Annotated in this window: 21 protein-coding genes and 2 pseudogenes; 5 read left to right on the top strand and 18 right to left on the bottom strand. The window is 44.5% G+C overall.

Annotated features, from left to right (window positions below):
* Positions 1-8: 8 nt before the first annotated feature.
* A complete protein-coding gene (gene lepA, locus AC08OG_RS05315; protein ID WP_292402174.1) occupies positions 9-1805 on the bottom strand; it encodes a translation elongation factor 4 in 1797 nt (598 codons plus the stop codon).
* Positions 1806-2070: 265 nt separating this feature from the next.
* Between lepA and AC08OG_RS05310 the strand changes: the two genes are divergently transcribed.
* Positions 2071-3426: an MATE family efflux transporter gene (locus AC08OG_RS05310; protein WP_482930228.1), complete on the top strand. Its 1356-nt coding sequence runs from the start codon at positions 2071-2073 to the stop codon at positions 3424-3426.
* A gap of 84 nt (positions 3427-3510) precedes the next feature.
* Here AC08OG_RS05310 and AC08OG_RS05305 read toward each other — a convergent pair whose 3' ends face one another.
* The 9 genes from AC08OG_RS05305 to rpoE all read right to left on the bottom strand — a co-directional run bounded on the left by AC08OG_RS05305 (position 3511) and on the right by rpoE (position 11838).
* Complete coding sequence (locus AC08OG_RS05305; protein WP_482930227.1) at positions 3511-5529, bottom strand: TonB-dependent receptor domain-containing protein; 2019 nt, start codon at positions 5527-5529, stop codon at positions 3511-3513.
* Between the two features lie 115 nt (positions 5530-5644).
* Positions 5645-6994, bottom strand: coding sequence for a histidine kinase sensor domain-containing protein (locus AC08OG_RS05300; RefSeq protein ID WP_482930226.1), 1350 nt, complete (start codon positions 6992-6994; stop codon positions 5645-5647).
* The gene (locus tag AC08OG_RS05295; RefSeq protein ID WP_292355500.1) at positions 6991-7695 is read right to left on the bottom strand and encodes a response regulator transcription factor; all 705 of its coding nucleotides are present in this window, start codon (positions 7693-7695) and stop codon (positions 6991-6993) included. The genes AC08OG_RS05300 and AC08OG_RS05295 overlap by 4 nt, the downstream gene beginning before the upstream one ends.
* Before the next feature lie 167 nt (positions 7696-7862).
* Positions 7863-9185, bottom strand: coding sequence for a DegQ family serine endoprotease (locus AC08OG_RS05290; protein ID WP_482930523.1), 1323 nt, complete (start codon positions 9183-9185; stop codon positions 7863-7865).
* Positions 9152-9292, bottom strand: coding sequence for a hypothetical protein (locus tag AC08OG_RS05285; protein ID WP_482930572.1), 141 nt, complete (start codon positions 9290-9292; stop codon positions 9152-9154). Before AC08OG_RS05285 ends, AC08OG_RS05290 begins: the two co-directional genes overlap by 34 nt.
* Positions 9292-9714, bottom strand: a complete 423-nt coding sequence (locus AC08OG_RS05280) for a SoxR reducing system RseC family protein (RefSeq protein WP_292355496.1) — start codon at positions 9712-9714, stop codon at positions 9292-9294. Before AC08OG_RS05280 ends, AC08OG_RS05285 begins: the two co-directional genes overlap by 1 nt.
* Positions 9715-9719: 5 nt before the next feature.
* Positions 9720-10691 (bottom strand): MucB/RseB C-terminal domain-containing protein, encoded by a 972-nt coding sequence (locus tag AC08OG_RS05275; RefSeq protein WP_292402161.1) that lies wholly within the window; start codon positions 10689-10691, stop codon positions 9720-9722.
* 2 nt (positions 10692-10693) lie between these two features.
* Entirely contained in the window at positions 10694-11260 is a 567-nt protein-coding gene (locus AC08OG_RS05270; protein WP_292402159.1) for a sigma-E factor negative regulatory protein, read from the bottom strand.
* A 2-nt stretch (positions 11261-11262) separates the two neighbouring features.
* The gene (gene rpoE / locus AC08OG_RS05265) at positions 11263-11838 is read right to left on the bottom strand and encodes an RNA polymerase sigma factor RpoE (RefSeq protein WP_292355489.1); all 576 of its coding nucleotides are present in this window, start codon (positions 11836-11838) and stop codon (positions 11263-11265) included.
* Between the two features lie 128 nt (positions 11839-11966).
* On the opposite strand from rpoE, the gene nadB reads away from it, so the two are divergent.
* Positions 11967-13568, top strand: a complete 1602-nt coding sequence (nadB, locus tag AC08OG_RS05260; RefSeq protein ID WP_292355487.1) for an L-aspartate oxidase — start codon at positions 11967-11969, stop codon at positions 13566-13568.
* Here the strand turns inward: nadB and AC08OG_RS05255 are convergent.
* The gene (locus AC08OG_RS05255) at positions 13543-13908 is read right to left on the bottom strand and encodes a protein YgfX (RefSeq protein ID WP_482930225.1); all 366 of its coding nucleotides are present in this window, start codon (positions 13906-13908) and stop codon (positions 13543-13545) included. The genes nadB and AC08OG_RS05255 overlap by 26 nt on opposite strands.
* 147 nt (positions 13909-14055) lie before the next feature.
* Between AC08OG_RS05255 and ygfZ the strand changes: the two genes are divergently transcribed.
* Positions 14056-14964, top strand: a complete 909-nt coding sequence (gene ygfZ, locus AC08OG_RS05250; RefSeq protein WP_482930224.1) for a CAF17-like 4Fe-4S cluster assembly/insertion protein YgfZ — start codon at positions 14056-14058, stop codon at positions 14962-14964.
* A 14-nt stretch (positions 14965-14978) separates the two neighbouring features.
* On the opposite strand, the pseudogene AC08OG_RS05245 reads toward ygfZ, so the two are convergent.
* The 5 genes and pseudogenes from AC08OG_RS05245 to suhB all read right to left on the bottom strand — a co-directional run bounded on the left by AC08OG_RS05245 (position 14979) and on the right by suhB (position 20898).
* Positions 14979-16333, bottom strand: a pseudogene (locus AC08OG_RS05245) (sigma-54-dependent transcriptional regulator).
* A complete protein-coding gene (locus tag AC08OG_RS05240; protein ID WP_482930223.1) occupies positions 16330-17925 on the bottom strand; it encodes a sensor histidine kinase in 1596 nt (531 codons plus the stop codon). Before AC08OG_RS05240 ends, AC08OG_RS05245 begins: the two are co-directional and overlap by 4 nt.
* Positions 17925-18143 carry a PP0621 family protein gene (locus tag AC08OG_RS05235; RefSeq protein WP_292355479.1) on the bottom strand — a complete coding sequence of 73 codons (219 nt, stop codon included), beginning with the start codon at positions 18141-18143 and terminating at the stop codon, positions 17925-17927. Before AC08OG_RS05235 ends, AC08OG_RS05240 begins: the two co-directional genes overlap by 1 nt.
* A gap of 64 nt (positions 18144-18207) precedes the next feature.
* A complete protein-coding gene (gene typA, locus AC08OG_RS05230) occupies positions 18208-20040 on the bottom strand; it encodes a translational GTPase TypA (protein ID WP_292355477.1) in 1833 nt (610 codons plus the stop codon).
* A 64-nt stretch (positions 20041-20104) separates the two neighbouring features.
* Positions 20105-20898, bottom strand: a pseudogene (gene suhB / locus AC08OG_RS05225) (inositol-1-monophosphatase).
* A 223-nt stretch (positions 20899-21121) separates the two neighbouring features.
* Here suhB and AC08OG_RS05220 point away from each other — a divergent pair.
* Positions 21122-21421, top strand: coding sequence for an Lpp/OprI family alanine-zipper lipoprotein (locus AC08OG_RS05220; RefSeq protein ID WP_292480975.1), 300 nt, complete (start codon positions 21122-21124; stop codon positions 21419-21421).
* Positions 21422-21506: 85 nt separating this feature from the next.
* On the opposite strand, the gene AC08OG_RS05215 is transcribed toward AC08OG_RS05220, so the two are convergent.
* Positions 21507-22670, bottom strand: coding sequence for a L,D-transpeptidase family protein (locus tag AC08OG_RS05215; protein WP_482930222.1), 1164 nt, complete (start codon positions 22668-22670; stop codon positions 21507-21509).
* 313 nt (positions 22671-22983) lie between these two features.
* Here AC08OG_RS05215 and AC08OG_RS05210 point away from each other — a divergent pair, with 313 nt between their 5' ends.
* Positions 22984-23766: an outer membrane protein assembly factor BamD gene (locus AC08OG_RS05210; protein WP_482930221.1), complete on the top strand. Its 783-nt coding sequence runs from the start codon at positions 22984-22986 to the stop codon at positions 23764-23766.
* Positions 23767-23791: 25 nt separating this feature from the next.
* On the opposite strand, the gene AC08OG_RS05205 is transcribed toward AC08OG_RS05210, so the two are convergent.
* Positions 23792-24130, bottom strand: a complete 339-nt coding sequence (locus AC08OG_RS05205; protein WP_292355467.1) for a P-II family nitrogen regulator — start codon at positions 24128-24130, stop codon at positions 23792-23794.
* Between the last annotated feature and the right edge of the window lie 8 nt (positions 24131-24138).

Below are 24138 nucleotides of genomic sequence, written 5' to 3'. Positions count from 1 at the left end.
GCTCCTTATTAAGATTTCTTGGATAACTGCAATACCGCCAAGAATGCTTCCTGCGGCACATCCACTTTGCCGATGGATTTCATTCGTTTTTTACCGGCTTTTTGTTTTTCAAGCAATTTACGTTTACGAGAAACGTCGCCTCCGTAACATTTTGCCAAAACATTCTTCCGCATTGCCTTGACTGTTGAGCGCGCAATAATGTGTCCGCCAATAGCGGCCTGAATGGCGACATCAAACATTTGTCGCGGGATCAGCTCTTGCATTTTTTCAACTAACTGACGACCACGAGAAACGCTTTGATCTTTATGCACTATCATCGACAAAGCATCAACTTTTTCGCCATTAATCAACACATCAAGTTTCACCAGAGGTGCTGCCTGAAAGCGGATAAAATGATAGTCCAATGAGGCATAGCCGCGGCTGACCGATTTGATGCGATCAAAGAAATCGATCACTACTTCATTCATTGGCAATTCGTAACTCAGTGCAACCTGTTTGCCCATGTAATGCATGGATTTCTGTACGCCACGTTTTTCTACACACAGGGTAATGACCGCTCCAAGATAATCCTGCGGCACCAGCATGTCAGCCGCTACGATAGGTTCACGGATTTCTTCAACGGAACCGGCATCAGGTAATGAAGCCGGATTTTCGATCTTAATTACATCACCTTTTTTGGTGACCACTTCAAATACCACGGTCGGAGCCGTGGTAATCAGATCCAGATCATATTCACGTTCCAGGCGTTCCTGGATGATTTCCATATGCAAAAGACCGAGGAAACCACAGCGAAAACCGAAGCCTAAAGCCTGAGAGTTTTCCGGTTCAAAAAACAGTGATGAATCGTTTAATCGTAATTTGCCCAGTGCTTCACGAAATGCATCGTAATCATCACTGCTAACAGGAAATACACCTGCATAAACCTGCGGCGTTACCGATTTAAAGCCCGGCAACATTTCCGTCGCACCATGTTGAGCCGTCGTTAAGGTATCCCCTACCGGCGCACCATCAATTTCCTTGACCCCGGAAATAACATAACCCACTTCACCACAATTTAAAGCAGTGCGTTTACTGCGCTTGGGCGTAAATACGCCGACTTCGTCAACCTGATATTCCTGTCCGGTGGACATAACTTTGATTTTATCGCGGGTTTTCAGTCTGCCCTGTTTGATTCGCACCAAAGAGATAACACCGACATAGCTATCAAACCAGGAATCAATAATCAGTGCTTTTAATTGACCTTCTGGATCGCCTTGTGGTGGCGGAATACGCGCAACCAACTCTTCAAGGACTTCATCAATACCGACACCCGTTTTGGCACTGCAGCGTACGGCATTCAGTGCATCCACACCTATAATATCCTCGATTTCCTGAGCGACTCGATCGGGTTCTGCAGCAGGTAAATCAATTTTGTTTAACACGGGCAGAACTTCAAGGCCAAGATCGATAGCGGTATAACAGTTGGCCACACTTTGCGCTTCAACCCCTTGAGCAGCATCAACGACCAGCAAAGCACCTTCACAGGCAGCCAGTGAGCGGGAAACTTCATAGGAAAAGTCTACGTGGCCCGGCGTATCGATAAAGTTGAGGTGATAGGTTTCACCATCTTTTGCCGTGTAATCCAATGAAACACTTTGCGCCTTGATGGTAATGCCGCGCTCTTTTTCGATATCCATCGAATCAAGCACCTGTTGCGACATCTCACGTGCAGTCAGACCGCCGCAGATTTGAATAAAGCGGTCTGCTATGGTGGACTTACCGTGATCAATATGAGCAATGATTGAAAAGTTTCTGATATTTTTCATTGAATAGCGATTATGAACGTGTCGGAGGTTGAAATGACGTGTTGCAAAATGTGTTCAGCTCCATGTTTTAAAATGTGTTGCCAACGCGAAACACGCATCGAACAAATGACCCGGTATTATACGCACTTAACTGAGTTATAACGATAATAAATACCGCATTACTCAATCGTTTTGATGTGCTCCGGTGAAAAGAGCGCTGCTAAAATAAAAAGAATTATTAGCATTCAGCGATCCCCGACCCTACTTCTTTGAAAATGGAAACCAAATGCAGGCTAGCCACACCGACAATGACGTCCTCAACGGTCCGATTATTTCCACTTTTCTCCGCTTTGCCATTCCATCCATTCTGGGCTTGTTGGCGATTACCACCGCCAGCATAGTCGACGGAATTTTTATCGGGCAGTTTGTCAGTTCGGCGGGTCTGGCCGCCATCACGTTGTTGATTCCATTTTTTACGCTGATTTTTGCTATTGCTCTGATGTTTTCCATTGGTGGGGCTGTTCGTGCCGGTAGTTATTTGGGGCAAAACAATATCGAAGCCGCTGCTGCCGTGTTCAGTAAATGCCTGATAAGTATTTTAATTGTCAGTCTGCTGTTTATGGGGTTTTCACTCATTTTGGATCGACAAATACTAACGTTATTGGGTGCGCCGAATGAATTGATAACGTTGGTTCTGCCTTATTTTCATATTATTTGTGTGGTACTGGTTCTACAAGTGACCAGTATGGTGCTGTATTACTTTATCCGGCTGGATAACCGCCAAAAACTGGGGACATTCGCTTTGGTTGCCGGGGCGTTAATAAACATTGCACTTGATGCGCTATTCATTATCAGCCTGGAAATGGGGTTAAAGGGGGCGGCTCTGGCAACTCTTGCAGCACAGATCGTACAGATGCTGATTCTTTCAACGTATTTTCTCAGCAAAAATAGACGCTTAAGGTTACTTTTAATGCCGGGAAACTGGTCGGAGGTGACTAAAGTCGCTTACAACGGGCTATCAGAATTTGTGAATGAGCTTTCCGGTGGAATGGTGATTTTATTGCTTAACTGGCTACTGATTATCTATCAAGGAGTCAATGGTTTAGCGGCGTTTGCAGTGATTAACTATCTTATTTTCATCAGTCTGATGATTTATTACGGTATAGCAGATGCTCTGCATTTGTTAATCAGTCAAAATCATGGGGCTGCTCAGGCAAAGCGGATTCGAGACTTTTTAATCACGGCTATGTCATTGGTGCTGGTTTTATCACTTTTACTAATTAGTGTTTTACTGCTTTATCCACAGTGGTTGATACAATTGTTTTTGCAGGATAATGCCGTGGAAAGCCAGCAGTTATCTGCCCAGTTTATTATGCTGGTTTGGCCGTTATTTGTTGTCAATGGACTGAATGTCACGTTATCCGTGTATTTAACCGCTATGCAAAAGCCGCTACCATCTATGTTAGTTGCTTTAACCCGAGGCTTACTACTGCCTACAGCTTTATTATTATTGTTTGTCACATGGTTGCCAGATAAACAGTTTCTTATCGCCCTTCCGCTGGCCGAATGGCTGACTTTTATTCTGGCTCTGGTGCTTTGCTGGAAATATTCTCCCAGCAATATTATTGAGAAAAAAAGTTAACCTAAATATAGAAAAAAGCCGGATGTCATTGCAACATCCGGCCAAAGCTCATCAAGCATTTTCAGGGAAAACCTGCTTAATGAATTAGAATTGCCAGGCCACGCTCAGACGAACATCACGTCCGGGTTCATTGTAGCCTCTCACTAAACCATAACCTGGTAAGCCAGTGAAATCGGCTACGCTCGCATGATCAATATAATTTTTATCAAAAATATTCTGTACCGTAAGCATTATCCGTACATCTTCTGATAATGACGGCCTCCATTGCGTATAAAAGTCATGGATGCCATAGCCAGGCTGGTCAATTTCTGCATCTGGAAATGTGGTTTGAGCCACAAAATCAATATCATCACGGCCTTTCACAAAACGCGCATTCCAACCAAAATTCCATTGTGAATTAAGTTGGTAATCAAGTTGAGCAATGAATGTGTCACGAACCGTATTAGCTATACCGTTATGATCATAAGCATTCGCTTCCACACCATCCACTTCGGCATCGTTGTAGTGATAGCTGACTCTCGCCATTAAGCTATCCCAGCGATGACCTATTTCCAGAATATAACCATCTGACTCTAAATCACCCAAATTATCAAAGATATTTCTGGCTGGGCCTACCGTTCCTGAAACGCCAATAACGTCTTTGATTTCACTTCTATAGGCTTTGGCAGAACCAAACCATGTTGCTGAGTCATAGGCAACACCGAATTCGATATTCTCTGCCTTTTCGGGTTTCAAATCCTCGGCTTGCGTTGTAAAGCCGAGTTTAAACGCATCCTGTGCCAAAGGACCTTTAAAGGCTTCAGCATAAGAAGCAAACACACTCCAATTATCGGTAAAGTGAAAATTTAGACCCACATTAGAACTGAGATCACTTTCATTATGAGATGTATTTCCAAAATCTGTATCTAATTCATAGTCATCGTAACGAAGACCCGCGGTTAACAATAATGCATCGGTTAACTGGATATCATCTTGAAGATAAACACCCTTGACCTTTGACTCATCTTTGTAATTCTCGCCATCCCCATCGGCGCTAGACTCATCTTTACGATAATCAACTCCATAGGTGATTTCATGCATACCTAAGATAGATGTATTACGTAAATCAAAACCAGTACTCTCGCCTGTGCCGGTGAAGGGACCGAAAAATCCGTCCTGAAAAAACTCTGTTTCGGTATTGTAAAGAGTCAGTGCCAGATCCACATAAGCATTATCAAGGGGGTTCAGCTCATAATTGAAAGTGGCTGTTTTCCTGTCACTATCAATTGGGTATATCAGATTCCCTCGGTTAGCTGGTGCTCCTGCTGGTGGAGGACTAAATATCCATTGAGGACGCTGGGTTCTATCGCCCTCATCTTTATGGTTTTCGTAACTCAGACGTACTGTTTGACTGTCAGTCAAGTGTCCGACAACTTTTGCAAACAGATACTCTTGATCAGCTTCTGTACCTGATACTTCATCACCATTTCCATCTTCGTAATTGTCGACATCTGATTGCGTATAAGAAACCATGCCGCTCCAGTCTTCGGTCAATTTCCCAAACAGAGTAGTACTCGTTTTAAAACTATCAGTATTGCTGGAGAACATGCCTTTTACCAGACCACCGAAGTTTTCACCCGGCTTCAGCATATCTTCTGGATCTTTGGTCACAAATTTAACTGAACCGCCTAATGCTCCTGGACCTGACAACGCATTTCCTGCCCCCGCATTGACTTCAACGCGTTTTAATAATTCAGGTTCAATACTGATTCGACCTGCGTGGTGAAATTGACGAGTCGCCTGCTGTGCACCATCAATAGTGATATTTAACAGCTGATCTTCAATACCACGAACATAGAGTTTTTGGGCAAACCCAGGACCACCGCCAATTGTCACTTCAGGCGACTGACTGAAGAGATCTTGCAAATCAGTTGCCTGTAGTTTTTCAATTTGTTCTGCTGTGACGCTATTGAGCTCTGGGGTAATAGTATTCCCCGTCACTTTAACGACATCTAGTTCAATACTTTCACTCTCTTCTGCCCAAACAACCTGACCTGCCAAAGCAGAAGCTATTGCCAATGTTAAAATCGTCGGACGACTTACAATACTCCGTTTTATACTCACACCAACCTCGCGAATAATAATCATTATCAAATAGAACAGATTCGCATTCTAGTCAGTGTGAACGGAGATTAAAACCAAATTTACAATTGTTACAATTAATTGAACTTGAGTAGGTTTAACTTTTGGAGGTCAGCGGCAATTCCATGATCATTGTTAATCCACCGTGCTCATGAATCTGTGCCCATAACTTTCCGCCTGTCGCTTCGACTTGACGTCTTGCAAGTGCGAGACCTACCCCGAACCCTTTATAGGTTTCAGATTGAGATCCCTTTATACGGTAAAACGGTTTGAAGATATTTTGCAGTTGTTCTCTGGCGACACCAGCTCCCTGATCATCAATCTGTAAATTGTAACGGTCTTGGTATCGTTTCAGCGTTAAGCTCACCGTTCCTTTTAGCGGTGTGTGCGAAAGAGCATTACGTAATATATTTTCAATCGCATGTCCTAAAGCACGATCACTGCTTTGCTGAAGATAAGCTGTTTCCGGTGTATGAACAGTAATGACGTGCCGGGGGAATTCAAATCGGGCATTCTCTACAATGCTGTCAATCAAGTCGGTCAAGTCCAGTGATGCATTTTGTAACGATGGTTGCTCATTCTCTAACCAGGCCAGGGTTAAAGTATCTTCCACTAACTCACGCATTTGCTGGCATTCATGACGGATACGTTGCAATGATTCATCGTCTGGAGTGGATTGTTCAGCGATACTTAATGCCAGTTCAACGCGCGTTAACGGGGTTCTTAATTCGTGTGATAAATCGGAGGTTAGATGACGTTGGGTCTGGATTTGTGTACCAATTCTTTCTGCCATGCTGTCAAAAGTACTGGCTAAAGCCGCTATTTCATCATTGCGTTTGCCAAGGTCATCACGCACTCTCACTTGATAATCACCCTCACTGAATTGCTTAGTGGCGGTTTCGAGTTGTCTTAATGGTGACATGACGTGCCGATAAATCACCACACTCAAGATAGCCAGCAAGAGCATCGGTAAAGCAATTTGTAGTAACAGACTGGTATAGGTCCAATAGCCTCCGGGTCGCATACGTTGTGGCAGACGAATCAGAAAATGGGTATGCCCATCTGCAAAGGTAATATCCATAATCGGATTTTGAGCAAAATATAAATGGATCTTCCAACTGATATCTCTACCCAATGCAAAATTTTCGACAAAATAGTCATCCATCTCACTACCTGCCAGTGGTGTGATCTTTGAACGGATCAGTGCAACCCAGGTATCTTCCTGATGCTTTATATAGTTGATCCAATTTGCCAGTTTTTCATCCTCACCTTGCAGATACAGCATTTCAGCATGTCTTGCATAATCAATTAACTGCTGCTGATCCAGTTTATCAATAAAACTCATATGCTGCTCGGTCTGCAGAATTAAATGATGGATTATCCAGAACAAGGCAATTGTTCCAAGCGTAATAGTCAGGGACAGTTTCCATAACAGGCGCCTTTTCATAACAGGATATAGCCCGCCCCATGGACTGTTTGCAGCCGGTCAACCGGCATGCCAACATCGATTAATTTTCGTCGGACCCGACTCATATGCATATCAAGGCTTCGATCATATCGACTGAAGTCGCGCTCCATCACCAGACGATAAAGCTGTGGTTTACTGAGCAGATGATTAGCGTGCTGCATTAGCGTCCACAGCAACTTGAACTGGATGGGCGTCAGCTGCACTGCATGCTCATGAAAAAAAACCTGCTGTTTCTGCCTGTCCAGCGTCAAACCTTCGTGTTGTAAAACAGACCCATTCAACTGTTGATAGCTGGTTGTGCAGGCTCTTCTGAGAATTGCCTCAATGCGGAGCACCAATTCAGTAAAATTAAATGGTTTTGGCAAATAATCATCTGCCCCATTTTTAAAACCCAGAATGCGCTCTTCTTCAGCACCATGAGCGGTAAGAATAATGACAGGCGTTTTACGAGTTTGTCGTAGCGTATTTAAAACAGAATAACCATCTCGTTCAGGCAGACTGATATCAAGCAAAATCAGATCGTAATGCTCACTAACCGCAGCAAGCAATCCATGTTCACCATCAAAGCATTGAGAAACGATAAAACGCTGTTTTTCCAGCAGCTGTTTTAGCTGATGATTTAGCACTAAATCATCTTCAATAATCAGAATGCTGTTGGAAATTTTATTTTTGTTGAACATGTAATGCAGGACTTTCTATCTAGATGATAATAATTATCATTAATGATAAAGCAAAATGATTCAATAAGAAATTTTGTTTTTTAAGTCCACCTATCGAACAAAAAAAGCAGCTGATGGAAATCCATCAGCTGCTTTTGAGGTATCAACCAGAATTACTTAATTAAAATCTATTCTGGAATTTTTAGCGCCAGGAACTGTGAAGCACCAGAACGCTGAACGAGTACAGGTATCGCTTTATTAGTAGGCAACTGTTCAGCCAACTCCATAAATTGTTTTGCATCGACAATCTTTTGATTGTTTATGCTTAGCAATATGTCTCCAGGAACAATACCGGCTAGTGCCGCTGGACCTGATTCAATTTTTCTGACTTCAACACCAGACTGATTGGGCCCTAACTCAGCACGTTGCTCTGCTGTCAGGTCGGTGACTTCAATTGCTAGACGACTATTGTAAAATTCACCTGTACGAGGCGCTGCACCACTAGCAACTTGCTCATCTTCAGGAAGTTCTTCCACGACCACCGAGAGCGTCATTTTCTTGTTATTACGCATGATCTCGGCTGTGGAGTTTTTACCGATTTCAGTACGACCAACAATTGGCGGTAAATCCGATGAACTATCCACAATGCGATCATCAAATTTCAGAATCACGTCACCCGCTTCAAATCCAGCTTTCTCAGCAGGACTTCCCGCAACAACACGGGAAACTAACGCACCACGTGGTTTGCTTAACCCAAAGGATTCTGCCAATTCACGTGTAACATCCTGAATAACAACACCTAACCAGCCACGACTCACATAACCTTGCTCTTTAATCTGCTCGACCACATTCATCACAGTATCAACCGGAATAGCGAATGAAACCCCCATAAAACCACCGGTGCGGCTGTAAATTTGTGAATTTATACCAACAACCTCACCATCCAGGTTGAATAATGGCCCTCCAGAGTTACCCGGATTGATTGCCACGTCCGTTTGAATAAATGGCACATAGCTATCACTTGGCAGGCTACGCCCCAGCGCACTGACAATACCTGCTGTAGCCGAATAATCAAATCCAAAAGGTGAACCAATTGCCAACACCCACTCGCCAACTTGTAAATCGTTGGAATCGCCGAGCTTAACGGCTTTCAGATCCATGCCTTCGGCATCAACTTTCAATAAAGCAACATCACTGCGTTCGTCGCTTCCTAACAATTCTGCCACCAGCTCAGTACGGTCACTGAAACGGACAATTATCTCATCAGCGTCTTTAATGACATGATGATTTGTCAGAATAAATCCATCCTCAGAAAGAACAAAACCAGACCCCAGTGAGTTTGGTTGGGGGGCACGTGGTTGTGAAGGGTCACCAAAGAAACGTTTAAAAAAATCATCAAATGGTGTTCCTTCAGGCATTTCCATGCCTGGTGGAAGTTGTTGTGATGAGGCCATTTCTTTTGGCTTACTTGTGGTACTTATATTAACGACCGCATCGCCATTTTCAGCCACCAATTCAGTAAATTCGGGTAACCCCCCCGTGCCTGAACGGCTGAACTCAACATTAACCACATCAGCAATGCCATTACCATTGCGCCTGTTGTTTTGTATTGCGTCATTATTTTTCCTCTATGATTTGAGTTTCAATGGCCACTTTTTGATTTTTGAGTCGAGTTTTGACCCAATAAAAGCCAAATATCAGACCAGCCAATCCACCAATAATTTCCAGCAATTCATTTGCAAAGATAAATCGACTGATGACTGCGCCCGCGAACATAAATAAAATCGGTAGCAGATACATCATGAAAGCACCGTGCAAAAGCGCTTCTTCCGGAATAGAAACATTCATTTGCTGACCAGGCTCTACGGCTTGCGTCTTGGGTACGGCAATGGTTGAAAAACGCCTACCTACATGTTCACTTAGCAAACCGGTACCACATCCTTTTTTTACCTGGCATTTATCACAGGTAGATTGTCGTTCGGCCTGCAACCAGATAGTTGATTCATCTGTACGTAGAACTGTAGCTTTTTGTTCAATCATCTTGGTTATGGACCAGCATATTCAATTGCTGCACCAATTTTTTCGACTGTTACAGCAGGTACTTCACCTACAACTGTCACAAAATGCGAATGTATCACGCTACCAAATGCATTTACGGCTCCCATGTGAGACCCTCCATGAAAATGGTTATGTTGGGCAAGCATTTTTTCAATAAATACCGATACTGAACTCAATCCATCACTGTAGACCCGCTGCTCAACATGTGCACCATTGTTGGCTCGCAGACGATTTTGATGGGCAACAAGGGTAAAACCATCCGGTAACCATTTTGACTGCCAATGGGAGAATGCGACTAAATCCTGGGTAGTCATTTCACCGGGCTCGGTACGATGCCAGATCATTTCGTTGCCCGACATCTGCGGCGCCAGCTCAGCATCTGCTATCTCAATTCCAGTTTCAATATCCGTAAATTCAAAGGTTTCCAGCACCTCATTGTTTTCACCGATTAATTCTGATTTGAGTAATAAATCAGTTTCTTTATCCATCCACAGTCGATAGCCATATCGATAATTATCAACCGGTTTGATATCAAGTCGCTGCGTTAATTTACCCGCAATGCGGTCTTCTCCACCGAGTTTTAATTCATAAAAGGGAGTCGCTGAACGCAATCGCCGAGGGAGATCACTGGGAAATCCACGGCCTAAAGGTCTTTGACTGACGTTAACTTGCTTCCCATCCGGGTTGATACAGGTAACCGTATCATTGGAACGGAGGACTTCACGAGCTGAACCATTCAGTGAAACCAGTCTTTCAGATTCATTGCCATCATCATTACGATGATAAATACGCACTGACTGGAAAGTTTTACCGCTTTGATAGGCAAAAACGCCTTCATAATTGAGTTGCTTTGCTGCCTGGCTCATTCGCTCGAGTAATTCAATCGAAGCGGATCCTGCCTGAACTGCCGGAACAAACAACACCAGCAACGCAACGCAAAAACGAAATCGCTGGAACATTCCTATTGCTCCGTGCCATAAGAAACGACGCGACCGTAAGAAAACATCCCTGATGTGCCAACATATTCATTATGATCCACCAGATAATTATTAAGTCTGTCTTCAATTTCCGGTTCGGCGACAGTCCAGCGATTAGATTGACTAACCATAGTCGCTGGTGATTCATTCGCCACGACACTGGCTACGGGCACGCCGTTGAATCCTGTTTGCTGCTGTACAACGCCGACCACAGCAAGTGCTCCAACGGATGCAGCCATTGCCAGACCTGTTGCCTGTTTCCAGAAGTTTTTTGGAAAACGCAATAATTTTGCGGTAGGTTTATTTTGAGTAGGAATTGAATAAACCGGTTCAGCTTCCAGCGCAGCAGAAATGCGCGTTGTTAGCTCTAACGGTGCTTGTGTAATGCTTCGCGTATATCCATGCAGGATATCGCTTGCCTGCTGAAATCGCATAAATGCTTCACGGACGCTGCTGTCATTGTTAACTAATTCCAACGCCTGTTCGAGTTCACTACCGGTCAGCTGGCCATCAACCAAAGCAGACACTAATTCGAGATGATTAATTGCCATTGTTATTCCTCTTCACCCATCACTGACTTAACTTGTTTATCGATAGCTTCCCTAGCCCTGAATATTCTTGACCGGACGGTGCCGATCGGACAGTCCATCGCTTCCGCGATTTCTTCGTAACTCATACCTTCAAATTCTCGCAACTTGATAGCTGTAGCGGTATCTTCCGGCAAATCTTCAATTGCTTGCTGGATAGCCTCTTCCAACTCTACACACATGAGACTGTTTTCAGGGGTCTCAAATTCCTTAAGTTCGGGCGCATCGTAATAATTTGTTGCATCCATAGCATCGACATCACTCATTGGTGGTCGCCGCGAACTGGCAGTAAGATGATTTTTAGAGGTATTGATAGCGATACGATAAAGCCACGTATAGAACGCACTGTCCCCGCGAAAGTTCGGCAACGCACGATAAGCTTTAATAAAAGCTTCTTGCGCTACATCCATTGCTTCAACTGGGTCATGCACAAATCCGGTTATCACATGTATGATTCGCTGTTGGTACTTCATTATCAACAGATCAAACGCCTTTTTGTCGCCCGCCTGTACCCGCTGAACTAATTCCTGATCCACGTTCATTTATATATCCGGCCTACTCCGACAAGCCGGAGACAATTTCTGTTTAATGCTAGATTGACCAATGTCATTTATTTTTGTTCCACAATCAGTGCACAATAATTGTTGGCATTCTACCTTTAACAGGACCCATGACGACAACTCATCATTTTGATCTGCTGATTATCGGCAGCGGAACAGCAGGTCTGACCCTGGCTTTAAAGATGGCAGACAAGGCCCGTGTTGCCGTTCTATCCAAAAGCCAGCTTGAGGAAGGTGCTTCACTTTATGCTCAAGGCGGCATATCAGTTGTACTCGATAAAGCCGATTCTTTGCAATCCCATATTGATGATACTTTGCGCGCCGGCGGCGGATTATGCGACGAGGATGTCGTTCGTTTTACAGTTGAACATGCGCGAGAAAGTGTCGAGTGGCTGATTGAACAGGGTGTTTCTTTTACCCGTGATGATATGACCACCGAGACATATCATCTGACACAGGAGGGTGGTCACAGTCATCGGAGGGTTATTCATTCGGCTGATGCAACCGGTCGGGCGGTGGAAACAACACTGCTGGATAAAGCCAAAGCGCATCCGAATATTTCGTTGTTTCCTTATCATATCGGTATCGATCTGATTACGACGCACAAACACCTGGCCACTGAAGAGAATAGTTGTCTGGGTTGTTACGTGCTGGATATCAAAAAGGATCAACCCAAAACCTTTTTGGCTCCAGTCACTGTGCTCGCCACTGGCGGTGCCGGAAAAGTGTATTTATACACCAGTAATCCAGACGTATCGACCGGGGACGGAATTGCCATGGGCTGGCGCGCCGGCTGTCGAATTGCCAATATGGAATTTATTCAGTTTCACCCAACCTGCTTATTTCATCCCAAAGCCAAATCTTTTCTAATTTCTGAAGCGTTGCGCGGTGAAGGTGCCACATTGAAGTTAGCAGATGGCACACGGTTTATGCCGGCATTTCATCCTCAGGCTGAACTGGCCCCAAGGGATATTGTGGCGCGCGCAATTGATCATGAAATGAAACGTCTCGGCCAGGATTGCGTTTATCTCGATATCAGTCATCAGTCCAAAGAATTTATTACCACGCATTTTCCTACTATCTATAAACGCTGCCTGCAATTCGGTGTGGATATGGCGAAGGAACCCATTCCGGTAGTCCCTGCAGCTCATTATACGTGTGGCGGTGTTATGACGGATATGCGAGGAAGAACGGACATTGACGGCCTGTATGCGATTGGCGAAACCGCTCATACGGGTTTGCATGGTGCCAATCGAATGGCCAGTAATTCATTACTGGAATGCCTGGTATTTGCCGATGCGGCAGCACGCGATATATTGAATCGACCCAAAATTACTTTGCCTGATAATATTCCGCATTGGGACGAAAGCCGTGTGCACCCAGCCAAGGAAGCTGTTGCGATAAGTCATAACTGGGATGAATTACGTCGCTTTATGTGGGATTACGTAGGCATTGTTCGCAGTACTCAGCGACTTAATCGCGCCCGCCAGCGTTTGTACCTGTTGCAACAGGAAATTGATGAGTTTTACAGTCAGCACCATATCAGTAATGATTTGCTGGAATTGCGTAATCTGGCTGATGTAGCGGAATTGATCATCGAATCAGCAATACAGCGTAAAGAAAGTCGTGGTTTGCATTACACGCTTGATTATCCGGAGACATCGGATAAAACCGCCAGTAACAGTATTATTGCTGGAAAAAAGCCAATCTGAGCCGCACGCGTAATTGTCGAAAATGTTCCTGATCAACCGAATCGTTCGGGATAAGAAGTGAAAGATGTTTTTTGTTCAATGATTTGAAATGGATAATGACGGCGAACCGGTTGACCCACGCAGATTCGAGTAATAAATCCGCTTTTTTTGAACTGTCGGCATACCCTATCTGCCAATATTCATTCATAGTGTTTATCAGTGTGACAGGCCGTTTCCTGTATTCCCGGAGATAACCCAACCGACGGATATGCAAAAACTGACATATAAAAACCCCTGTAATAAATACTATTTTAACGACTGGTATAACAGTTAATAAAACTATACTTATCACTGCCAGCATATGTGCAAGCAGGCTGTAAATCAGTAAAAGTCGTGATCTCCCTAATGGGAGATAAAATCCTTTTTCTGCTCCTTCATCCTTGTTCTCCCAAACTGAGGGCCTGTTACAATTGCACGGTACTAATCCTTTAAGCTAAAGAGTAAATTCATGACCGCTGACTATCAATCCATTTTGCAACAACAGGCATCAGCTCCATTGGCAACCAGAAATGATGAAAACCATTACCTGATTCCATTACCGAGTTATGGCGTAATAACAGTAACGGGTGAAGAAGCTGCCAACTTTTTGCAAAATCTCCTGACCAATGATGTCAAGCAACTGGAACAACAAGCTTCGCAGATTACGGCTATGTGTAACCCAAAAGGTCGTTTGCTGGCGCTTTTTCTGCTGGTTAAAACAGAGAGTGGGTATCAGCTGGTATTACCTCAGAGCCAGTGTGCTTTCCTGGCACAGCGGCTGCAAATGTTCAAATTGAGAAGCAAAGTTGAGATTACAGACTGCAGCGAAACTCTACAGGTATGTGGGCTGCAAGGTAACGATCCATCGACTTCGGCAATCCCTCTACCTTCACAATCCCGTGCTTTGCTGATCGCCTCCACTGACCAGATGACTTCTGATTTGGAAGATCTGATGAGCAAAGGCTGGCAGCTTGCTGCAGAAGCCAGTTGGTTTATCACAGAGATTGAAAGTGGGATTCCGGTCATTTTTCCGTCAAGTCGTGAGCTGTTTACCGCACAACAACTCAATCTGGATTTAATAGGTGGTGTGAGTTTCCGTAAAGGCTGTTACCCCGGACAGGAAGTTGTCGCGCGTTTGCATTATCTTGGTGAACCCAAACGTCGTTTGTTTCAGGCCATAGCCAAAACAGATATCCTGCCTGAAATTGGTGAGACCATTGTGGATAAGGAAAAGGCCGTGATTGGCCATGTTGTTAATGCTATTCACGGTGATGAAAAGCAGCTGTTTCTGCAGCTCAGTTTAAAGCTTGATGGAGCCAATCAGGATTTGTATTTGAGTGATGGCACTGCGATTGAATCGGTGCATGCTTACGTTTAGGGCTTGTTGATCTTTTAGTCCAAGTCCAGCTTTTTAAGTTTGTAACGTAAAGCCCGGAATGTAATTCCAAGCCGTTTGGCAGCAGCTGTTTTATTCCAGCGGGCCTCATTCAGTGCTTTTTCAATGATGGCCCGTTCCTGCTCTTCCAGATGGGTTTCCAAATCCTGATTCAACACAGGCATTGATAGCTCTGACACCAGGGGAACAGCATGATTTATCTGATTGGTCACTGGCAACATCAGGTCTTCTGCTGTTATTTGCGTTCCCTCAGCCCATGTCAACGCACGCTCAAGCGTGTTTTCCAGTTCACGTACATTGCCCGGAAAAGGATATTGTTCTAATGAAGCAAGGGCTTCAGCAGTTAATGTTATGACGTCCGAATGGGTTTTACCTGCCAGTTTCAGCAGAATATGCTCTGCCAGAATGGGGATATCGGCTTTGCGCTCACGTAATGGCGGCACCTGCAATTCAATTACATTCAACCGGTAAAATAAATCCTGCCGGAAGGTGCCATTATCGACACACTCTGCCAGGTTTTTATGTGTTGCCGATAAGATTCGGACATCCACATTTATCTCTTCATTCCCCCCACCTGGCGAATAGCTTTTTCCTGTATTGCCCGTAACAGTTTTACCTGCATCATCAAGGGTAAATCGGCAACTTCATCCAGAAATAACGTGCCACCATGAGCATGCTGGAATAATCCCTGTTTATCGGCAACTGCGCCGGTAAAGGCGCCTTTTTTGTGACCGAAAAACTCGCTCTCTACCAATTCATTGGGTATCGCCCCACAGTTTACCGGCACAAACGCTTTATCCGACCGTGCGCCGAGATCATGAATCAATCGGGCAACCAACTCCTTGCCTGTCCCTGATTCACCACTGATATAAACCGGGGCCTGACTACGGGCCAGTTTAGCGACCTTGCCCCGTAATTCACGCATCAATTCGGTTTCACCCAATAAACGATCACGTGAACGCCGGTCATTTTTATGTGGCCGATTGGGTGACAATTTCAAAGCTGCATCCACAAGCTCACGTAAAACCTGCAGTTTCAATGGCTTAGAGACAAAATCAAAGGCGCCGGATTTTAATGCAGAGACCGCTAAATCCATATTGCCATAGGCAGTAATCACCGCGATAGGTAATTCCGGATAACTGACCTGTATTTTTTTTACTAGCTCTAAGCCATCACCATCAGGTAATCGCATATCGGTAAAACATAAATCAAACGATTGCTGAGCCAGAAGTCTTTCCGCTTCAGCAATGCTCTCTGCAGTAACACAGTCTATCGACATGCCTGATAGTGTCATGGACAGTAAATCGAGAATGTCCGGCTCATCATCGACAATCAATGCTTGTGGGTTCATTGGATAAACTCTTGTCTTTGCAGTGGAAAACTAATTCTGAAACAGCTGCCAAACTCCGGCAGGTAGCTTAACCTTGCACCATTGGCCTGACATAGCTCACGAGCCAGATACAACCCTAACCCGGTGCCACCTGTGCGTTCCGAATGAAATGGTTCAAACAGATGTTCCATGGCTTGAGGACTTACGCCTGCACCGTTATCAATCACATCGATATGAATATTTTCGGATTGCAGAGTAATACGGATTTCAATGGGCATTTCCTGTTCTTTATCCGCATAGTGCCATGCATTATCAATCAAATTCCATATTACCTGGTGCAATTGTTCTTCATCGGTACAGATGCGGGCCAACGGTGCTGATGAGGTCAGTACTATTTGCTGAGGCGGGATGTGTTTAATTTCACAATATTCATCCACCAGCTTTTCCAGCCAGGGGCTTAATACCACCACCGTTGGCTCGACATTTTTGCGTCGGCTCATTTCCAGAATGGTTTCAATGATATTGTTCATCCGAACACTATGTCGTTGAATAATCCCGGTCAGCTTGCTGACAGAATCATCATCGCGCAAGGATTCAGCCAACAACTCACTGGCATGACTGATAGCACTTAAGGGATTGCGTATTTCGTGGGCAATACTGGCTGTTAAACGACCTAAGGAGGCTAATTTTAATTGTTGCGCCTGTTGTGCCATTGCCGTGGTATTTTCAATAAATACTAGAACTTCACCTGAATCCAACTGGGTTGCACGGGCCAGTAGTTCAGGTAAATCAGCTCGGGCATGAAAAGGTTCAAATGGATCGGGTAGATGTTGTTTCCAGCGCCAGATTTGTTCAGCCAACTCAGGAATATACTGTTTGAGTAAAAATTGTGAAGGGACGTTTTCGATTCCCATAAACTGCGAGGCTGACTGATTACAAAGTGAAACCCTGCCTTGCTCATCCAACACTAATACAGCGACCTGCATGCGACTGATAATGTGCTGATTCAGGCTCGCCAGTTTATTCAGATCCTGAGCCTGCTGTTCTGCCAGCAATTGTGAGCGTTGCATGGTTCGGGAAAGTAACTGCGCTAAAACGGCGGTAATAAAAAATATCGCCCCCAACATTCCGGCTTGGGCAAAATGGCTTTGCCCCATTCCAATGAACTCCGCATAAACGGCTTCAAGCAAAACCGATAATGTGGCTATGGCAGCAATAAATACAGCCAATCGGCCTGGGATTAAAGCACCACCGGCAACCACTACTACAACCAGCAATGCACCCAATCCACTTTGTAAGCCGCCAGCAGCATGAATAATTAATGCCAGCGCGATGATATCTATAATCAGCTGAATGCTGCATTGCGTGACAAATACCCCCCAGTGTCGACTGGAAAATATCATCAGCAATACAGCGACCATCAGATAACTGAGGCTGACAAAGTGATGTAATAAGGGATATTTATTACCGATGAACTCTAGGGCTAACTCCAGATAAAAAACAACAAACAGAATCGCTGCGAGAAATAGGCGGTAGCCGGAAAATAATGTCAGAGCTCGCCAGGAAGCCTGATCCTGCTCTGATTTACTGGTGGTAAAGTATTCTCCAGCCATTATTTTTGTTGCTGATAAGCCTCAAGATGCTCTGTAGTACAAAAAAAATGCTGATTTTTCTGAATGGCTTCCTGTTCCAGTAAATGCAAACCACATTGTTCACAGCGCACCATTTTCTCAGCTTGTTCGATTTGTTTTTCACTTTTTATCCGCCGGTATAAATTCCGAAAGATTAGATATAACAACAGGCCTATCGCCAGCAGGATTAAAATTCGCATGTTTTACCTCAAAAAAAAGGGCATCCGATATAGGATACCCTTTCTTGATCAGTTAACGATAGAACTAGCCGCGTGAAGCGCGTTTACGCTCATGCTCCAGCAGAAGTTTTTTCCGTACTCTGATAGATTTAGGCGTGACTTCCAGCAATTCATCTTCACCGATAAATTCCAGCGCCTGTTCCAAACTCATACGAATTGGCGGAACCAGAGCAATTGCTTCATCCGTACCAGAAGCACGAACATTGGTTAGCTGTTTACCTTTCAGGGCATTAACCACCAAATCGTTATCACGTGAATGAATACCGATAACCATACCTTCATAAACTTCATCACCATGGCCAACAAACATACGGCCACGCTCCTGGAGGTTAAAGATAGCAAAAGCAACGGCTTTACCAACACCATTGGCAATTAACACGCCATTCTGGCGTTTGCCAAAGGTGCCCGGTTTCACTGGAGCATAATGATCAAATACGCTGTAAATTAACCCTGTACCCTGGGTAGCAGTCAAAAATTCAGTACGAAAACCAATCAAACCACGTGATGGAATAATAAAGTCGAGACGGACACGACCTTTGCCATCAGGTGCCATATCTTTCAACTCGCCGCCACGAGTACCCATTTTTTCCATCACTGTACCCTGATGTGTATCTTCAACATCAATGGTTACCGCTTCGTATGGTTCTTCTTTGGTGCCATTCACTTCACGAATAATCACTTCAGGACGTGAAACACCCATCTCAAAACCTTCGCGACGCATGTTTTCAATCAATACGGAAAGATGTAATTCACCACGACCGGAAACACGGAATTTATCTGGATCTTCCACCAACTGTTCGACTTTTAATGCCACATTATGGATTAACTCGCGATCCAGACGTTCACGGATTTGTCGGGTAGTAACAAACTTGCCTTCTTTACCGGCAAACGGGGAATTGTTGACCTGAAAGGTCATGGTGACGGTAGGTTCGTCAACACTTAACGGTGGTAATGCTTCAACAGCACTAGGGTCACATAACGTATCAGAAATATTCAGTGGGTCCAGACCGGTAAACGCAATAATGTCGCCGGCATGTGCTTCTTCTACTTCCTCACGGCGTAGTCCCATAAATCCCATAACCTGCATAACGCGACCATTGCGTTTTTTGCCTTGCGGATCAACTACGGTAACCGGCATATTGGTTTTCACTTTACCGCGCTCAATACGGCCGATACCGATAACACCAACATAACTATTGTAATCAAGTGAAGTTACCTGCATACGGAAAGGACCTTCAGGGTCAACCGCCGGAGGACTCACTCTATCCACAACCAGTTGGAATAAAGGCGTCATATCACCCTCACGAACCGTATCTTCCATACCGGCAAAACCGTTCAATCCAGAGGCGTAAATGACATCAAAATCCAATTGTTCATCGGTGGCGTCTAGATTGGCGAACAGATCAAATGTTTGATCCAAAACCCAACCTGGACGTGCACTTGGTTTATCAATCTTATTGATGACGACGATCGGTTTAAGACCTAATGCCAACGCTTTTTGAGTCACGAAACGCGTTTGCGGCATCGGACCTTCTGAAGAGTCGACCAACAACAACACTGAATCAACCATCGACAAAACACGTTCAACTTCGCCACCAAAATCGGCATGGCCTGGTGTATCCACAATATTGATGCGGTAGTCATTCCAGCGGATCGCTGTATTTTTGGAAAGGATGGTAATACCACGCTCACGTTCCAAATCATTGGAGTCCATTACCCTTTCCTGTAACTCTTCATGTTCACTGAAGGTACCGGACTGACGCAGCAACTGATCGACCAGGGTTGTTTTACCATGGTCAACGTGCGCGATGATGGCTATGTTACGTAGTTTGTTTATATCTCTAGAATTATTACTCATAAAATCAGTTCATTAAGGCATGGCTGGCATGCGCTGTTAAAAAATGTCCCGTTGGGGACCACAATCACTTCAGATTATCCACCACAAACGGGGCAATACTTTTTTGCAGATGAGCATGGAGTGATAAATTGCCCGCAACAACGTGCCCTTTATCTAAAACCTTGTCACCGCCGGTGAAGTTCGTTACCGAACCCCCGCTTCTTCAACCAACAGTTTACCGGCGGCCAAATCCCAGTTTTCCAAGCCGATTTCCCAATAACCATCGACTCGTCCGGCTGCAACATATGCCAGATCCAGTGCTGCTGAACCGGCACGGCGAATATCCGCTACTTTAGGAAAAACCGCGGCAAACATTTGCATATAAGCATCAATATGTTGCGGATATTTGAAAGGAAAGCCGGTAGCAATCAATGCCCCGTTGAGATCTTTACGTTTACTGACGCGCAGACGACGGTCATTCAGTTTGGCGCCTTCGCCACGGCTGGCAGTAAAAAGTTCATCGCGCATCGGATCGAATACCACAGCATGATCAATTCTGCCTTTGACCATGACACCTATTGATACGCAGTAATGCGGAAAACCATGCAGATAATTGGTTGTGCCATCCAGCGGATCGATGATCCAGACAACATCATTTTGTCCTGTTTCTCCCGACTCTTCAGCCATGATTGCGTGTTCAGGATAGGACTTTTTAATCGTATTAATGATTTCCTGTTCCGCAAGGCGGTCAACATCGGTGACAAAATCATTCAAACCTTTAGCGGTAATTTCCAAATGATCGACGTGTTGTAAAGAGCGCATAATCAGGCTACCTGCCTGACGAGCCGCACGGACGGCTATATTAAGCATCGGATGCATAGAACAAATTTTTCCAGAGCAAAAAAAAGAATGCGACAGAAATAGTAAATACTATTCCCGTCTAAAAAAAGAGAGCATAATTATACCAACTATCGCCACCGGTTCGCAGTTTAAATTTGTGGCAATAGACAGCATAAATATTTCCTGCTAGCCTTTTATCAGGCTTGCATTTACAAACGAAATGGAAATGCTACCAACCCTAGTACACTTTAAGGAGATACAAATGAAATCATTAGCTAAACTGGGCGCCGTTATCTTGCCTTTGGCATTACTGACTGCATGTGCAAACACTGCTGAAATGGAAGCATTAAAAGGTTCAGTTGAATCTGCACAATCTACAGCTGATTCTGCTTTAGTTGCAGCTCGCAACGCGCAAAGTACTGCTGATACTGCACAACGTACTGCTTCTGACGCTGAATTGGCTGCAATGAATGCACAAAAAGCGGCTGAAGATGCACAAGCACAAGTTGATGCTTGCTGTGCAAAAATTGATCGTATGTTCGAAAAAGCAATGAGCAAATAATTTAAACAATTATTTTTTCTAAGCTTAAAAACAGAAAAGCCGGGATTTATCCCGGCTTTTTTGGTTGTGCAGTTTGTAGCTTTCTTTAAAACATTTCTTCCGATAAATGCGCAGGCCAAACAGGAATACCTGCAGCAGCCGAAATTTTATCTGCCGCTTCACGCGCAGCTTCTAACGTATCAAATGGACCAACCACCACTTCATCTACAGCCTTTTTTTGCAATGGCCAGAATTTGTCCTGCATATTTAAATCTTCTAATGCCTTACGCATTTTTGCTCCGGTTTCCAGCTTTAAGCCGCCGTGAACAAACCAGACATTATCAACAATCTTTTCTTCCTGCTGATTAAGTTGTTTGACCACTCCGTTCGAGGTCATTACCACCTCTTCAGCAAACGGCCAGTCCTGCTCTGATAAGACGGTATCCTGTGCATTCAGCACGGCCATCACCATCGGTGTCATATTGCCGCTTACCCCGTCATACATTTCAGGTATAGGCTTTTGTGCTTCAAGGAATAGCTTTCCATTTGCTACTGCAGCTTTATATTGTTGATGAATTATATTCACCTGAGTGTTTAAGGATACTAAGCTGTATAAATGCTCGACGTCTTCCGGGTACAAACGGATACAGCCGCTACTCACACGTAACCCGACACCATAGGGTTTAGCCGTTCCATGAATCAGATAGCTTGGGTTGGACAAACGCATTGCCCGTGTACCCAGCGGATTATCAGGACCAGGCGGCACTACCGCCGGCAGGATATCACCAGCTGCAGCATGCTCTTTACGCACTGATTCTGGCGGTGTCCATGAAGGATTTTCACGTTTCTGAATTATCGATAATTTACCTAAGGGAGTATCACGACCTTCGCGACCAATGCCGATGGGGTGCGTCACTACTCTTTGTAATTGATCACCTTTTTTGGGTAGGAAATAATATAAGCGCATTTCCGGAATATTAATGACCACACCTTTTCTCGGCGCGTCTGGAATAATAAAACGGTTGGGAATTAATACCGGTTGATTATCACCGGGTAACCACGGATCCAGATTTGGATTAGCCTCCACCATGTCGGTATAACCCATATCAAATTTACGACCAATATCCAGTAACGTATCTTCATGTCGGCTGTAGACAATAAGATTGTGCCCAATGACACGCGCTTCTTCATCAGCCAATTCAAACGTTGTAGCGCCGACTGGCAGCATCAACAAACCGCTCGCCAAACCGATAAATAAACGACTAATCATTAAAAACCTATAGAGTTAAGAGTGAATAAACAGCGGCTATTGTACAATGTTCCGCGAAAACTGTTACTACTGGTCTTGCTGGACGAATAAAAAGCCTCAACCCGAAGGGCTGGTGCTATTTTTCCGCCCTACTGTGTTGGAAATGACTTATGTAGAATGACTACATCGCATCATTACCGCCTTGTTGGACAAAAAAAATAGCCTCCAGCAGTGGTGGTTATGAAAGATTAACAGACCCTAGTGATGCTTTGCCCGCCTAAACAGTCTACAATCTCAGGCTGTGATTTTTTTGTTTTGATACAGATAGAAGCCAATGATGAAATACATTCTGCCGTTGTTCCTGTTGCTCACACTTACCGCGTGTTCCTTCTTTTCAGGTAGAGACCCGGTGGTTGCTGAAGAAAGCTGGACAGTAGAGCGCGTTTATGCCGAAGCTAAAGCCGCTCTGAATATTAATGATTACCGAACAGCAATCGAATATTACGAACAACTTGAAGCACGCTTTCCGTTTGGTGAGTATGCGCAGCAAGCTTTACTGGATTCAGCTTATGCGTATTACAAAACAGACGAGCCTGAAACGGCTATCGCCACCCTAGACCACTTTATGCGAGTGTATCCACTTAACGAAAACATTGATTATGCAATGTATCTGCGTGGTCTGATTAACTTTAACCGTGATATGGGCATTCTGGAAAAATACATTCCCCGCGATGAGACTCAACGGGATCCTGGGTCAGCATTACAGGCACTGCGTGACTTTACTACGCTGGTCAACCGCTTTCCCACCAGCCGCTACAGTGATGATGCAGCTCAACGTGTAGTGTATCTGCGAAATCGTCTGGCACAACATGAATTGCACGTTGCAAGCTATTACATGCGCCGAGCTTCCTACCTGGCAGCGGCCAATCGCGCTAAATATGTTATTGAGAATTATCCACGAACTCCGGCCATGCCCGATGCTCTGGTGGTAATGGCAAAAGCCTATAAGATCCTGGAACTAAATGATTTATCAGAAGATGCTTTACGCGTTCTCGAGGCAAACTACCCGGGACATCCAGGGGTAGCAGAGGTACGTAAGACGACGCTGGTAGATTAACAGCGTCATCTTTGAAATTGATTGTTTAGATAGCGGCTTCGCCATCTTCACCAGTACGGATGCGAATGGCTCGCTCCAACGGTGAAACGAAAATCTTGCCATCGCCGATGCGGCCGGTATGCGCGGCTTTGGTAATTGCTTCAATACAGGCATCCACCTGATCATCTGCCAATACAATTTCCATTTTTACTTTCGGTAAAAAATCCACAACATACTCAGCACCACGATAAAGTTCAGTATGGCCCTTTTGTCTGCCAAAGCCTTTAACTTCGGAAACTGTCATGCCAGTGACTCCGATATCGGACAATGCTTCACGTACATCATCCAGTTTGAACGGTTTGATTATGGCTTCAATTTTTTTCATGTGATTGC

This window comes from Methylophaga sp. F7, assembly GCF_056863975.1.
Note: the sequence above shows the minus strand (reverse complement) of the source record. Positions and strands in the feature narration are given on the sequence as shown.